General features: G+C 70.9%; 13 protein-coding genes. All 13 read left to right on the plus strand.

Translation table 11 applies throughout. From position 1 onward, the window contains the following. Window positions 1-37 precede the first annotated feature (37 nt). The 13 genes from WC326_07160 to glmS all read left to right on the plus strand — a co-directional run bounded on the left by WC326_07160 (window position 38) and on the right by glmS (window position 14668). A complete protein-coding gene (locus tag WC326_07160; GenBank protein ID MFA7330834.1) occupies window positions 38-697 on the plus strand; it encodes a hypothetical protein in 660 nt (219 codons plus the stop codon). Further along, entirely contained in the window at window positions 694-2052 is a 1359-nt protein-coding gene (tilS, locus tag WC326_07165) for a tRNA lysidine(34) synthetase TilS (GenBank protein MFA7330835.1), read from the plus strand. The genes WC326_07160 and tilS overlap by 4 nt, the downstream gene beginning before the upstream one ends. Next, window positions 2028-2588 carry a hypoxanthine phosphoribosyltransferase gene (hpt, locus tag WC326_07170; GenBank protein MFA7330836.1) on the plus strand — a complete coding sequence of 187 codons (561 nt, stop codon included), beginning with the start codon at window positions 2028-2030 and terminating at the stop codon, window positions 2586-2588. The genes tilS and hpt overlap by 25 nt, the downstream gene beginning before the upstream one ends. Next, window positions 2588-4579, plus strand: a complete 1992-nt coding sequence (gene ftsH, locus WC326_07175) for an ATP-dependent zinc metalloprotease FtsH (protein MFA7330837.1) — start codon at window positions 2588-2590, stop codon at window positions 4577-4579. The genes hpt and ftsH overlap by 1 nt, the downstream gene beginning before the upstream one ends. A 2-nt stretch (window positions 4580-4581) precedes the next feature. Next, window positions 4582-5244 (plus strand): carboxypeptidase-like regulatory domain-containing protein, encoded by a 663-nt coding sequence (locus tag WC326_07180; protein ID MFA7330838.1) that lies wholly within the window; start codon window positions 4582-4584, stop codon window positions 5242-5244. Then, window positions 5241-6644, plus strand: a complete 1404-nt coding sequence (locus tag WC326_07185) for a hypothetical protein (GenBank protein ID MFA7330839.1) — start codon at window positions 5241-5243, stop codon at window positions 6642-6644. The genes WC326_07180 and WC326_07185 overlap by 4 nt, the downstream gene beginning before the upstream one ends. Then, complete coding sequence (locus tag WC326_07190) at window positions 6641-8146, plus strand: hypothetical protein (GenBank protein MFA7330840.1); 1506 nt, start codon at window positions 6641-6643, stop codon at window positions 8144-8146. The genes WC326_07185 and WC326_07190 overlap by 4 nt, the downstream gene beginning before the upstream one ends. Next, window positions 8146-9015: a dihydropteroate synthase gene (folP, locus tag WC326_07195; protein MFA7330841.1), complete on the plus strand. Its 870-nt coding sequence runs from the start codon at window positions 8146-8148 to the stop codon at window positions 9013-9015. Before WC326_07190 ends, folP begins: the two co-directional genes overlap by 1 nt. After that, a complete protein-coding gene (gene rimI, locus WC326_07200) occupies window positions 9006-9455 on the plus strand; it encodes a ribosomal protein S18-alanine N-acetyltransferase (protein ID MFA7330842.1) in 450 nt (149 codons plus the stop codon). The genes folP and rimI overlap by 10 nt, the downstream gene beginning before the upstream one ends. Before the next feature lie 82 nt (window positions 9456-9537). Next, window positions 9538-10428, plus strand: coding sequence for an acetyl-CoA carboxylase, carboxyltransferase subunit beta (accD, locus tag WC326_07205; GenBank protein ID MFA7330843.1), 891 nt, complete (start codon window positions 9538-9540; stop codon window positions 10426-10428). Beyond that, window positions 10425-11213, plus strand: a complete 789-nt coding sequence (gene surE / locus WC326_07210) for a 5'/3'-nucleotidase SurE (protein MFA7330844.1) — start codon at window positions 10425-10427, stop codon at window positions 11211-11213. Before accD ends, surE begins: the two co-directional genes overlap by 4 nt. Further along, complete coding sequence (gene guaA / locus WC326_07215) at window positions 11210-12751, plus strand: glutamine-hydrolyzing GMP synthase (protein ID MFA7330845.1); 1542 nt, start codon at window positions 11210-11212, stop codon at window positions 12749-12751. The genes surE and guaA overlap by 4 nt, the downstream gene beginning before the upstream one ends. A gap of 93 nt (window positions 12752-12844) precedes the next feature. Then, window positions 12845-14668 carry a glutamine--fructose-6-phosphate transaminase (isomerizing) gene (gene glmS / locus WC326_07220; protein MFA7330846.1) on the plus strand — a complete coding sequence of 608 codons (1824 nt, stop codon included), beginning with the start codon at window positions 12845-12847 and terminating at the stop codon, window positions 14666-14668. The last annotated feature ends 1 nt before the right edge of the window (window position 14669 follow it).

Here is a 14669-nt window from a genome sequence, read left to right on the forward strand (position 1 = left end):
TGGTCCCACCCACCCGGTGGTGAAATCGGAAATTCAAATGCGCAATCATCGCAGCAAGGGCGCCAGTCCGGCCCCGGTACACGCTGGTTCTGACACCAACCGCAGGATCAACGCACTGGTGTACCTGTTGGAGGACAAAGGCATCCTCGCGCCCGGCGAGTATGAAGACGCCATCATGAACCTCAAGGTCCAGCTCTCGGATCTGCCGCCGGCCAACGGCCGTCCCCGGCCTTCCCAGGGGCAGCCGGGCCAGGGTCAGGGCGGAGGCCAGGGAGGCCCCGGTCAGCGGCGCGGGCCGGGCGGGGACTACATCGGTCCGGAGCGGCGGCGCCAGCTGGACAGCGAGCGCGAGGGCGGCCAGGAGCGCCGGGATTCCGTGCGCACGGCCGTGGCCCACATCTCGGGCGACGTGGTGAACGACCAGGACCGCCATCCCATCAGCGGCGTGCAGCTCATCCTGCGGCGGTCCAGCCAGAACAATCCGCCCATCCAGTTCCGCAGCACCAAGACCGACATGCAGGGGCGCTTCGTGTTCCTCAACCTGCCCCTCACCAAGGAGGGGGAGGCCGATCAGGGCTACGTCTACGCCCTCGAGGTCCGCTATCGCAACCGCACGGTCTACAGCAACGCGGCCGTGGGCCTGTTGCCCGCCCAGACCACGCACCACCAGATCCAGGTGAACCTCGCCGAGGAATGAACCCCGCCGCCAGCAGCCTCGAAGACCGGGTCGCCGACCGCCTGCACGCGTGTCTGCGACCCGTTGAGCGTCGCTGGGTGGTGGCCGTCTCCGGCGGGGCCGACTCCCTCTTCCTGCTCCAGGTCGCGCACCGGCTGGCGCCCCGGCTGGGCGCCCGCCTGCACGTCGTCCACCTGAACCACGGCTGGCGCGGCGCGGACTCCGACCGCGACGAGCGGCTGGTGCGCGTCCAGGCCGCCCGGCTGGGCTGGCCCCTGAGCGTGGCCTGCGCCCCGCCCCTGCCCGCCGGCCGCAACAAGCAGGACTGGGCGCGGGAGTGCCGGCGCCACGTTCTGGAGTCCTGCGCGGGTCCCGATGACGTGATCCTGCTGGGACACCAGGCCTGGGACCAGAGCGAGACCGTGCTGGCCGGGCTGCTCAAGGGCAAGGCGCCCTGGGGGCTGCGGCCCCTGCAGGAGCGGGATGGCCGCTGGTTGCGGCCGCTGCTGGGGGTGGGCGGCGCCGAGCTGCGCCGCCGCTGCGGCGAGCTGGGGCTTGAGTGGCGCGAGGACGCCAGCAATGCGGACGGCACGCACGAGCGCGGCCACCTGCGGCACCGCCTGCTGGCCCCCCTGCGCCAGGTCGCCGGAGACGAGGTGGATCAGTTGCTGGCCGGGATCGCCCGCAAGCTCGCGCAGGCCGCCCTGGAACATGCGGGAAATCTGGAGGATCTGCTTGTCAAGCTTGACCTTCAGCCCACCCCCGTGGGTTGGTCGCTTGAACGGGCGCCCTTTCTTCCATATCATGAAGCGCTTTCCCCGGACCTGCTGCGGCGGCTGGGGAGGCGGCTCGGCTGGTGGTCGCGCGACCCCGCCCGGCGGACCTTGAGTCTCTGGGCGCGGCAGCTGGCGGAGGCGCGCAGCGGCAGCCGATTTCCTTTGGGTTCCGGCCGCTGGTTGGAACTGGGCCGGGAGCGGGCCTGGGTGGTGGACGGCCCCTGGCGTCCCCAGCTGCGCCGCCTGCGGCCGGGTCAGGAGATCCAGCTGCTGGGCAAGCGGATCAGTTGGAATGCCGGCCCCCTTGCGGGAGAATCCTGGCGGCCCGCCGCCGGGGACGAGGCCCGGACCGTGCTGCTGCGCAGCTGGCTGCCCGGGGATCGGCTGCGCGTCTCGCCGACGGCCCGACGCCTGTTGGCGGACCTGATGGGCGAGCGGGGCTACGCCCCCGCGCAGAAGCGCCTGCAGCTGGTGCTGCAGGTCGATGGCGAGATTCGCTGGTGCCCCGGGCTGGGGAGGGCGTGGCCGCCCGAGCCAAGCGGGGCGAAGAGTCCACATACAATCTGGGTAGGCACATGCACCTCACCGTCGACAAGATGACCTTCGACGTCCTGATCAGCCGGCAGCAAATCGAGCAGCGCGTCCGCGAGCTGGGCGAACAGATCACGCGGGACTACCGGGACAAGAACCCCATCCTGATGATCGTGCTGAACGGCGGCTTCATCTTCGGCTCGGACCTGATGCGCGCCCTGGACATCCCGGTGGAAGTGGACTTCATCAAGATCTCCAGCTACGGGGATCAGTTGACCTCGACGGGCGAGGTGAAAATGAAGAAGGACTACGACAGCCTGGTGGGCGGCCGCCACATCATCGTGGTCGAGGACATCGTGGACAGCGGCCTGTCCGTGAGCTTCCTCAAGAACAAGTTCGAGATGCAGCAGCCCGCCTCCGTGGCCTTCGCCACGCTGCTGCACAAGCCCGACAACAGCCGGCTGGACTTCGGCCTCGAATACGTGGGCTTCGAGATCGGCCCCGAATTCGTGATCGGCTACGGCCTGGACTACAAGCAGAACTGGCGCAATCTGCCGGCCATTTATGTCCGCGTGGACGGTCGGGAAAGCGAGCACGGAGCCTGATGAACTCCAGTCCCAAACGACCGCCCCTCGAGCCGGGCAGCAACTGGCGCAAGGCGGGCGGCACCATCACGTTCTGGGCCATCATCTTGCTGATCATGGTGTTTTTTTCGCGGGCCTTCGACAGCAAGCCCGCCGAGGAGCACCTGAACTACACCGAGTACCGCACGCTCATCGGGCAGGCGGACCCGGGCATCCGCAACATGGTGGTCATCTCCGACGACGTGGCGCCCGTGTTGAAGGGCGAGCGCGCCGTGGCCAACGCCGAGGGCGCCCCGGAGAACCGCAAGTTCTCGGTGATCCTGCCGCCGGAGTTCCGCGAGGAGATGACCCTCTGGGACCAGAAGGGCATCCCCTACACCTTCGAGGAGCGCAAGACCAACTGGGCGGCCTACCTGGCCACGACGATCCTGCCTTGGATCGTCCTGTTCGGCATCTGGATCTTCATCATGCGCCGCATGCAGGGCGGCGGTGGCAACAAGGGCGTGTTCTCCTTCGGCAAGAGCCGCGCGAAGATGATGAACGAGACCCAGGTCAAGGTCACCTTCAAGGACGTGGCCGGCGCCGACGAGGCCAAGGAGGAGCTGCGCGAGATCATCGAGTTCCTCAAGGATCCCAAGCGCTTCAGCCGGCTGGGCGGGCGCATCCCCAAGGGTGCCCTGATGCTGGGCCCCCCCGGCACGGGCAAGACCCTGCTGGCCCGGGCCGTGGCCGGCGAGGCCGGCGTGCCCTTCTTCAGCATGAGCGGCGCGGACTTCGTTGAGATGTTCGTGGGCGTGGGCGCCAGCCGGGTGCGCGACCTGTTCGAACAGGGCAAGAAGAGCGCGCCCTGCATCATCTTCATCGACGAGATCGACGCTGTGGGCCGTCAGCGCGGGGCGGGCCTGGGCGGCGGCCACGACGAGCGCGAACAGACCCTCAACCAGCTGCTGGTGGAGATGGACGGCTTCGAGTCCAACGAGGGCGTGATCCTCATCGCCGCCACCAACCGGCCCGACGTGCTGGATCCGGCCCTGCTCAGGCCCGGCCGCTTCGACCGCCAGATCGTGGTGGACCGGCCGGACGTGCGCGGCCGCGAGGGCATCCTCAAGGTGCACGCCCGCAAGGTGCCGCTGGAGGACGACGTCAACCTGACCACCATGGCCAAGGGCACGCCCGGGCTGGCCGGCGCCGATCTGGCCAACCTGGTGAATGAGGCCGCTCTGCTGGCGGCGCGCCGCAACAAGCAGAAGGTCGGGATGTCCGAGTTCGAAGAGGCGCGCGACAAGGTGCTGATGGGCACGGCGCGCAAAAGCCTGCTGTTGACCGAGGACGACAAGCGCATCACGGCCTACCACGAGGCCGGCCACGCGCTGATCAGCAAACTGCTGCCCCAGGCCAACCCGCTGCACAAGGTGACCATCATTCCGCGCGGCCGCGCCCTGGGTCTGACCTGGCAGCTGCCCGAGGACAAGGTGCACCAGTCGCGCGGCCGGCTGCTGGCCGAGTTGCGCGTGCTCTACGGCGGGCGCGAGGCGGAGAAGCTGGTGTTCGATGACATCACCACCGGGGCCTCCAACGACATCAAGCGCGCCACCCAGATCGCCGAGGCCATGGTCTGCGACGTGGGGATGTCCGAGGCCCTGGGGCTGCGCAACTACGGCAAGAAGCAGGAGGAGATCTTCTTGGGGCGCGAGATCGCCCAGCACCGGGACTTCTCCGAGCGCACGGCCGAGCTGATCGATTCCGAGATCAACCGGATCCTGGAGGAGGCACGGCTGGAGACGGCGCGCCTGCTGCGCGACAACCGCGACAAGCTGGACCTGCTGGCCGAGGCGCTGCTGATCCATGAAATTCTCGACGCCGACGAGATCGTGCGCATCCTGAGCGGCGAGATCTTGGCCGCCCCCGTGCGGGTTCCCGAGCCGGACTCCGCCGCGGGCGGAGCCGGGGAGAGCGGACCCGCCCTGCCGGGGCCGGAGCTGGAGCCGCTGAGCCAGCCGGGAGTGGCCTGACGATGGCGGAACACCTGCCGGATGACGCGGAGGGGCGCCCCGCCGGCGGCGCGGCCCTGGATTCCCAGCAGGAGGCGCAGATCCGCGAGGAGGTGCGCCGCCAGATCGAGGCCGCCGACCAGCGCCGCGTCCAGGAGGACGAGGCCCGGCAGCACGCCGAGGTCTTGTTCCAGCAGGAGCAGGCCCGGCGCCGGATCATGGCCGAGGAAGCCCGCGCCTACTACCAGAACTCCCCCGACTACTACGAGTACATCAACGAGAACGGCGACTCGGAGTGGTTGACCCGCAAGCAGATCCTCGCCCGCGAAGGCTACTTCGACTACGAAGAGAACGTGGAGAACCTGGAGGAGGCCCGGCGCAAGATCTGGCTCAAGCTGGCAGCCTGGCTGGCGGGCGGCCTGGTGCTGGCGGGCCTGGCGATCTGGTACCTGCTGGATGAGCGCGGCAGCGTGGTCGTGCTCTGCAATGTGCCGGGCGCGCACATCATCGTCGACGGCCAGGACACGGGCAAGGTCACGGACGCGCGTCTGGACTTGAACCCCGGCGAGCACCTGCTGGAAGTGCGGCACGCCGGCTACCTGCCCGCCGACGAGCCCTTCGTGGTGTTGAAACTGGCTCCCCGCGGCGAGCTGGACGTGCAGATCCGGCTGCGTCCCCTGCCATGAGCCCCAAACCGGTCTACCTGGCCGGGCAGGGCTTTCGCTCCGCCGATCCGCCGCCCCGTCCCGTGCCCTGGCGACCGCTGGTCTGGATCCTGCCCCTGCTGCTGGCGGCGGGGCTGGCCGGCTGGCTCCTGCTGAAACCCCAACCCGCCCCGGGAACCGTGCGCGTGCTCAGCACGCCCGCCGGGGCCGAGATCTGGCTGGACCTGGCCTTCACCGGCCTGCACACGCCGGCGGAGCTGCCGCCGGGCGCCCGACCCGCCCTCCTGCAGGTGCGCCTGCCCGGCCACTTCGCCCAACCCCTCTCCGTGCGGCTGGATCCGGCCCGCTTGCCCGAGCAGGTGGAGTTCCAGCTGAGCATGCAGGCCCCGGCGCCCGCCCTCTCCGCCGACAGCGGCGCGGCCGAGGCCGGCGGGTTGCCTGCCGCCGCGCCGCCCGCCGCGCCCCCGGCGGTGGGACTGGCCCCCCTGCTGGAGAAGGCCCTGCGCCAGCCGGCCGGCGTGCCCGAGCACCCCGACGAATCCCTGCGACTCACCTGGCAGAACTGGGATCCCGCCTACCGGCTGAAGGTCGACGGCCGGGTCCTGGATCCGGCGGCGGCGCGCCAGTTGACGGGGGGAGCGCATCGCATCGTGGTGGAACTGGCCGGCCGGCCGCTGCTGGACACGCTGCTGCGCGGCGGCGGCGCGCGGACCCTGGTTCTGCCGGCCCGGGAAGGCGTGGTGGAAGTCCGGGTCAGCCCCGCAGAGGCCGAGATCGTGCAGGGGGAGCGCGTGCTGGGCCGGGGCCGCTGCCTGATCCCGCGCAGCGACCTGCCGCTCAACCTGCGCTTTCCCGCCCTGCCCGGCCTGCTGCCGCCCGCCCCGCTGACCCTGACGGCGACGGCGCCCGCCAGCGTGTCCGTGCGCCACGTGGCCGGATTGAGCCTGGGCTGGAGTCCGGCCGCGCCGGGCGTCCAAGGCTTGACCCTGGCCGAGCGGGGCTACGTCATGCCCGGGGCGACCTTCACGCCGGATCGGGAGCGCGGACCCAAGCTGGAGCGCGCGGGCCTGCTGCTGGGGCGCGCCTTCCATGACCGCCGGCCCGGCGGTTCCCAGGCCGCCCGCTTCACCTTCGACCTGCCGCGGGAGACCCAACCCGGCTGGCCGGCCGTGCTGGAGCTGAGCGCGCGGGATTCGGGCCGGCGTTATCCGCTGACCCTGACCCGCGGGGCCCTGCTCACGGTGAGCCTCAACGGCACCGTGCTGGCCCGGGATCTGGAGCTGGAGGAGGGCGGGCAGACCCGCAGCTGGCCGGTCTCCAGTCTGCTGCGACCGGGGAGCAACGAACTGCTGCTGCAGAGCGGCGCCGAGTCGCGCAGCGCGGCCCGGCTGGACCGGCTCCATCTGAAGGTGGGACCATGAGCGAGCTCTTGCGCCTGTGGAACTGGGCCGGCGGCGGCCTGCCCGGCGGGGCCCTCTGGCTGCTGCCCGCGCTGGGCCTCTGGCCTGCGCTGCTCTATCTGGTGATCCGGCCCATCGGCGTGTTCCGGGATCGCCGTCCCACGGCCTGGCTGGGGGGCGGCTGGCTGATCCTGCTCGGCTTGCACGTGCTGCTGCGCGCCCGCAGCATGCCGCCCGAAGCGCCGCCCAACTTGCTGCTCTGGCCGCCGGACCAGCCCGCAGGCGCTGTGGCGGTCTTCGCCCGGGCGGAGCAGGGTCTGCGCGCGGCCCAGCTGGCGGGCGGTCTGCGCTGGGATGGCCAGCCGTTGGAGCTGAGGATCACCCAACACCTGCTGGCCCCGGGCCGGGCCCAGCCGGAAACAGCGGAGGAAGCCCGCCAGCTGCTGGAGGCCCTGAACGTGCGTTTCCTGGTCCAGCTGGGCGGCCCGCCGGAGGCTCCCAGCCTGCGGCTCTGGCACCTGCGCTGGCAGGTCTGCACGCTGGACGACCAGCAGGCGGCGGCGGACACGAGCCACGCGGCCCTGGCCGCCGCGCTGCACGAGCTGCTGACGCGCCAATTCCCTGGCGCGCCCGCCCCGGCGGCGGCCTGGCGAGCGGAGTGGGCCCCGCTCTACGTCCCCGTGGCGGACTCGGCTCGGCTCTGGCTGGAGCTGCCCACAGGAACCTTGCCGGCCTGGGAGGATCTGCGCCGGACCGACCTGCTGGGCGCACTGGGCGCCCCGGCCTCCCAGGTCGTGGACGGACTGGGGCGCGCGCTGGCTCGGGCGGATTCGGGCGCCGCGCTGGGGGCCGAGCCCTGGCTGGCGGCGGGCTTCTGGTTCGCGCGCCAGGGGGACTGGGAGCAGGTGGGGCAGGCCCTGACCAACGCCCTGGCCCTGGAGGCCGGCCATCCGCTGATCTACTGGCAGCTGGCCCACCTGGCTCCTTCGCGTCTGAAACCCTTCGGCTACGACAACCGGGTCCAGGCCCGCCTGCGCTGCCTGAGCTTCTGCCCGGTCTTCGTGCCCGCCCTGCTGGAGCAAGTGCCGGACTGGCTGGCCAGCCAGCGCGGTTCCGTGGCCGGCGCTGCCGTGGACCGGGCCCTCTGCGCCTATCCGGGGCACGGCGAACTGCTGCTCTTGCGCGGCAACATCGCCTACGAGGTGCTGGACTATCCCACCGCCCGGCGCCGCTACCGGGAAGCCTGCACGCGCCTGCCCGGGGACGCCCGACCCTGGCTGAACCTGGGCCAGCTGCACGTGATCCACCGGGAGTGGGCCGCGGCCATCCCGACCCTCGAGCAGGCCGTCGCCCTGGGCAGCCCGCCCGCCAGCCTGCACCTGCTGGGATTGGCGCACCACAAGCTGGGCCACCGGGAGGTCGCGCGCCGCACGCTCGAGCGGCGGCTGGCCCTGGGCGGCCCGGCGGACGAGCTGGCCTCCACCCGCCGGCTGCTGGATTCCCTATCCGGCGGAGCGCGCTGATGGCCCGCCCGCTGGACGCCCTGCTGCGCCGCCTGCGCGAGCCCGGCCGCGGGCCCCTGCTGATGGGCATCGTCAACCTGACGCCGGATTCCTTCAGCGACGGCGGCCGCTGGCAGGAGCCCGGCCGGGCCCTGGACCAGGTGCGCGCGCTGGTGGCGGCGGGAGCCGAGATCGTGGATCTGGGCGGCGAATCCACCCGGCCCGGCGCCGCGCCGGTGGACGAGGCCGAGGAGCTGGCCCGGGTCGAACCCGTGCTGCGCGCCCTGCCCGCAGACCTGCCGGCCTGGCTCTCCATCGACACCCAGCGCCGGAGCGTGGCGGCCGTCGCCCAGGCAGCCGGCGCCGTGCTGGTCAACGACGTGAGCGCCGGAGGGCGGGATCCGGAGCTGCTGCCCTGGGTGGTCAGCCAGCCGCTGGCCTATGTGCTGATGCACATGCGCGGCCGACCCGCCGGCATGCAGGAGGCCCCGCGCTACGAGAACGTGGCGTTGGAGGTGGCGGAGTTCCTGCGCTCGCGGGCCGCCGACCTGTCCGCCCGCGGCCTGCCCCGGGAGCGCATCCTGCTGGATCCGGGGATCGGCTTCGGCAAGCGCCTGGAGGACAATCGCGCCCTGCTGCGCACCCTGGCCGGCCTGCGCGAACTGGGCCACCCGCTGCTGCTGGGCGCTTCGCGCAAGAGCTTCATCGGTCAGCTGGAGGAGACCGCCGGCCAGCCCGCCTCCCCGCCGGACGAGCGCCTGGGCGGCTCGCTGGCCGCCGCCCTCTGGGCCGCCGCGCAGGGCGTCCACGTGCTGCGCGTCCACGACGTGGCGCAGACGCGCCAGGCCCTGCAGGTCTGGCGCTGGCTGGAGGATCCGGCATGGAAGTGATTCGCCTGGAGGAGCGCCACCTGCGGGAGATGGAGGCTCTGGAGCAACTCTGCTTTCCCCAGGATCCCTGGCCCGGCGACCTGCTGGCCTCGGCCCTGGGCGGCGAGGGCGTGCTGGCGCTGGGCCTGTGCCGGGAGGGCCGACTCTGGGGCGCGGCCCTGGGCCGGCTGGCGGCGGACGAGGCCGAACTGCACTCCATCGCCGTGCATCCCGCCCGCCAGGGCGAGGGCTGGGGCCGGCGCCTGCTGCTGGAGTTCCTGGCCGAGGTGCGCGCCCGGCAGGGCCGCGTGGTCTGGCTGGAGGTGCGCGCCTCCAACGAGCCGGCGCTGCGCCTCTACCACCGCGCGGGCTTCACGGCCACCGGGCGCCGCCCGCGCTACTATTCCGACGGCGAGGACGCGCTGTTGTTTTGTTTGAAGCTGGACAACGACATAGACTGACCCGGTCCCGCGCCCCGTCGATTGACCCCCGCGCCCGGTTCCTTACTTTTGTTCGGCGCCACCAAGAAGCAGGAAGGTCCGCATGAGCTGGTTCAAACGCACTCCCGAAGGACCGCGCAAGGCCGTGGCCAGCACGGTGCCCGATGGATTGTGGATCAAGTGCAACAAGTGCGGCCAGATCCTCTACCGCAAGGAAGTGGAGAAGAACCTGGAGGTCTGCCCCCAGTGTCGCTTCCACATGCGGATCAACAGCCGGCGCTACCGGGACATCCTGTTCGACGCCGGCAGCTTCGTCGAGCTGGGCCAGAACCTGGTCTCGCGGGACTTCCTGGGCTTCATGGACACGGAGCCCTACGCCCAGCGCCTGGCCGCGGCCACGCGCAAGACGGGCCTGAACGACGCCGTGCTGACGGGCTCGGGCCGCATCCTGGGTCTGCCCGTGGCCGCCGCGCTGATGGACTTCACCCACTTCGGCGGCTCCGTGGGCAGCGTGGTGGGGGAGAAGATCGCCCTGGCCATCCGGCACGCCATCGCCGAGCACCAGCCCCTGCTGATCCTCTCCGCCTCCGGCGGCATGCGCATGCAGGAGGGCACCCTGTCGCTGATGCAGATGGCCAAGACCTCGGCCCTGCTCACCAAGCTGGCCGAGCAGCGCCTGCCCTTCGTCAGCCTGCTCACCGATCCCACCACCGGCGGAACCTCGGCCTCCTTCGCCATGCTGGGGGACGTGATCCTGGCCGAGCCCGGCGCCCTGGTGGGCTTCGCCGGCCCGCGCGTGATCAAGCAGACCATCGGCGAGGACCTGCCGGAAGGTTTCCAGCGCGCCGAGTTCCTGCTGGAGCACGGCTTCGTGGACCAGGTGGTGCCGCGCGCCGAACTCAAGGCCACGCTGCACCGGCTGTTCTGCCACCTCCTGAACCAGGAGCCCGCCAGCCTGGCCCCGCTGGACGAAGACGAGAGCCCCTCCGAGTGAGAATCCTCCTGAGCAACGACGACGGCTACCGCGCTCCGGGCCTGCACGCCCTGGCGCTCGCGCTGGCCGCCGAGCACGAGGTGCTGATCGCTGCGCCCGTTGCCGACTGTTCGGCCACGGGCCACGGGTTGACCCTGCGCGAGCCCCTGCGCATCCTGCGGCACGAGGAGCAGGGCCTCTGCTTCCACGGGGTGAGCGGTCTGCCCGCCGACGCGATGAAGTTCGGGCTGACCGTGCTCTGCGCCGGCCACCCGCCGGACCTGGCGATCTCGGGGATCAACCAGGGCGCCAACACGGGCCAGAACCTGTTCTACTCGGGCACGGTGGCCGCCGCCGCCGAGGGCACCTTCGCCGAGGTGCCGGCCCTGGCCCTCTCCGTGGCCGCCGGTCCCGGCTGCGAGTGGGCGGACGGCCTGGCCAGCGCCGTGCGCGTGGCCCGCCTGCTGGTGGCGCGCCAGCAGGCGCAGCCCCTGCCGCCGGAGGTCCTGCTCAACGTCAACGTGCCCAACCTGCCGGCGGAGCGCATCCACGGCATCCGCGTCTCGCGGATGGGCCACGCCCGCTTCCATGAAGCCTTCCACGAGCGCCGGGACCCCTCCGGCCGGCTCTACTACTGGATGGACGGCGCCAAGAACGGGGACGACCTGGAACCCGAACACGACGATTATCAGGTGCACGCGGACTGGGTCAGCGTGACCCCCCTGCGCCTGGACCTCACCCACCCCGCCTGGTCCAGCATGTTGGATCCCTGGCGGCTGGACAGCCTGCCCCCGGAGGAGCGATGAGCACGACCCACCAGATCCTGGTCCTGGATTTCGGCTCCCAGTACACCCAGCTGATCGCCCGGAAAATCCGGGAGCTCAAGGTGGACGCCGTGATCCTCTCTTGCGGAGCCGGGCTGGAGGAGGTCCTGTCCCACTCGCCCAAGGGCGTGATCCTCTCCGGCGGCCCCAATTCGGTCTACGACGAGGATGCCCCCGGCCTGAACCTGGACCTGCGCGCCCTGGGCGTGCCCGTGCTGGGCATCTGCTACGGCCTGCAGATCGCCGGCAAGCTGCTGGGCGGGGACGTGCAGGCCTCGCCGCGCCGGGAGTACGGCCTGGCCACGCTCGCCATCCAACAGGCCGACCCCTTGCTGGAGGGCGTGCCCGCCGAGAGTCCGGTCTGGATGAGCCATGGCGATTCCCTGGCCCGGCCGCCCGCCGGGACGCGGATCCTGGCCTCCACGGCCAACACGCCCTGCGCGGCCATCCACGTGCCCGAGGCGGGGTTCTGGGGCGTGCAGTTCCACCCGGAAGTCCACCACACCCAGGCCGGCCGGCAGCTCCTGCAGAACTTTCTGTTCGGGATCTGCGGCTGCGAGCCCAGCTGGACGCCCGGCCGCTTCATCGAGCGCCAGCTGGAGTGGATCCGCCAGCGCGTGGGCTCGGGCCGCGTGCTCTGCGGCATCTCGGGCGGCGTGGACTCCACCGTCACGGCGGCGCTGATCCACCGCGCCATCGGCGACCAGCTGACCTGCATCTTCGTCAACAACGGCCTGCTGCGGCAGGGCGAGTTCGAGGCCGTCCAGCTGATGATGCGCGACAACCTGAAGATCAACCTCGACGCCGTGGACGCCACGGAGCGCTTCCTGAGCGTGCTGGCGGACGTGGCCGAGCCCGAGCGCAAGCGCAAGCTCATCGGCCACACCTTCATCGAGGTCTTCGAGGAGGAGGCGCGCCGGCTGGGCGGGGCCGAATTCCTGGCCCAGGGCACGCTCTACCCGGACGTGATCGAATCGGTCATGCACCGCGGCCCGAGCCAGACCATCAAGACCCACCACAACGTGGGCGGCCTGCCCGAGCGGCTCAACTTCCAGCTGCTGGAGCCCCTGCGCGAGCTCTTCAAGGACGAGGTGCGCGCCGTGGGCGAGGAGCTGGGCCTGCCCCATAGCCTGCTCTGGCGCCACCCCTTCCCGGGGCCGGGCCTGGGCATCCGCATCCTGGGGCCGGTGAGCGCCGGGCGCATCGCCACTTTGCAGCGGGCCGACCACATCCTGGTGGAGGAGCTGCGCAGCAGCGGCTGGTACGACCGGACCTGGCAGGCGCTGGCTGTGCTGCTGCCGGTCTCCACCGTGGGCGTGATGGGCGACCAGCGCACCTACGAGAACGTGCTGGCCCTGCGCGTGGTGGATTCAACCGACGCCATGACGGCGGACTTCAGCCGCCTGCCCTGGGAGTTGCTGGGCCGGATCTCCAACCGGATCATCAACGAGGTGAAGGGCATCAACCGGGTGGTCTACGACATCTCGTCCAAGCCCCCGGCCACCATCGAATGGGAATGACAACCGCAGACCGGGTCCGGGAAGGGGCCGGGTCGCCGGGCGCGTCGGCGCGACCGTCCGCCTGAGTAGAAGGCAAGCAAGGAGAACAAGCGGATGTGCGGCATCGTGGGATACATCGGCCCCAAACCGGCCGTGCCTTACCTGTTGGACGGACTCAAGCGGCTGGAGTACCGCGGCTACGACTCCGCCGGCGTGGCCCTCTTGGGCGAGCACGGCCTGCAGGTGCTGAAGACCGTCGGCAAGGTCAGCCAACTCAGCCTCAAGGTGAGCCGGGCGCGCTCGGAGCACGTGGGTTTCGGCCACACGCGCTGGGCCACACACGGCGTGCCCAGCGAGGCCAACGCGCATCCGCATGTGAGCGCGGACGGCAAGCTGGCGCTGATCCACAACGGGATCATCGAGAACTACCAGCCGCTGCGCGAGGAGCTCAAGTCCGAGGGCGTGGTCTTCCGCAGCGAGACCGACACCGAGGTGCTGGTGCACCTGATCGCGCGCCACTACCACGGCGACCTGGCCGAGGCCGTGCGCATCGCGCTGGGGCTGGTCAGCGGCGCCTACGGGATCTGCGTCCTGCACCAGGACGAGCCCGACCGCATCGTGGTGGCCAAGATGGGCTCGCCTCTGTTGATCGGGCTGGGGGCGGACGAGTCCTTCATCGCCAGCGACCAGCAGGCTCTGGTGGGCCACTCGGACCGCTTCATCGTGCTCGAGGACGGCGAGATGGCCGTGGTGCGAGCCTCGGACGTCTCGGTCTTCACCGTGGACATGCAGCCCGTGGAGCGCGAGGCCATCGAGCTGGCCGAGGAGCTGGAGCGCATCGACAAGGGCGGCTACGCGCACTTCATGTTGAAGGAGATCTTCGAGCAGCCGCGCACCATCAGCGACGCCTTCGCCGGCCGCCTGCTGCCCGAGGAGGGCGGCGTGCGGCTGGGCGGCATCGCGCCGGTCATCGACCGCCTCAAGGCCTGCAAGCGATTGATCCTGACGGCCTGCGGCACCTCCTGGCACGCGGCCCTGGTGGGCGAGTACATCCTGGAGGACATGCTGCGCATCCCGGTGGAAGTGGAGTACGCCAGCGAGTTCCGCTACCGCAACCCGGTGATCGACGAGGACTGCTGCGTGATCGCCATCAGCCAGTCCGGCGAGACGGCGGACACGCTGGCGGCCATGAAGGAGGCCAAGCGCAAGGGCGCGCTGGTGCTGGGGATCTGCAACCGGGTGGGCAGCGCCATCGCCCGCGAGAGCCACGCCGGCGTCTACCTGCACGCCGGCGCGGAGATCGGCGTGGCCTCCACCAAGGCCTTCACCAGCCAGCTGGTGGTCCTGATCCTGCTGGCCGTGCACATGGGCCGGCTGCGCAACCTGGGCTACAACCACGGCCGCCAGGTGGTGGACGAGCTGCGCGCCCTGCCCGGCCGGGTCCAGGAGATCCTGGACGGCTCCGAGCACATCCGCGTCATCGCCGAGAAGCTGGCCGGCCACAACAACGCCCTCTACCTGGGACGCGGGACCTTCTTCCCGGTGGCGCTGGAAGGCGCGCTGAAATTGAAGGAGATCAGCTACATCCACGCCGAGGGCTATCCGGCGGCGGAGATGAAGCACGGGCCCATCGCGCTCATCGACGAGAACATGCCCGTGATCGTCATCGCGCCCCGGGACGACAACTACGAGAAGGTGATCTCCAACATCCAGGAGGTGCGGGCCCGGCGCGGCAAGGTGGTGGTGGTGGCCACCCGCGCGGACACCAAGCTGGCGGAGCTGGCCGACGAGATCATCCTGATCCCCGAGGCCCAGCCCATCACGCTGCCCATCCTGGCGGCCATCCCGCTGCAGTTGATGTCCTACTACACGGCCGTCAAGCGGGGCTGCGACGTGGACCAGCCGCGCAACCTGGCCAAATCCGTTACCGTGGAATGAG

It is taken from the genome of Candidatus Delongbacteria bacterium (genome assembly GCA_041675285.1).
Taxonomy (GTDB): domain Bacteria; phylum CAIWAD01; class CAIWAD01; order CAIWAD01; family CAIWAD01; genus CAIWAD01.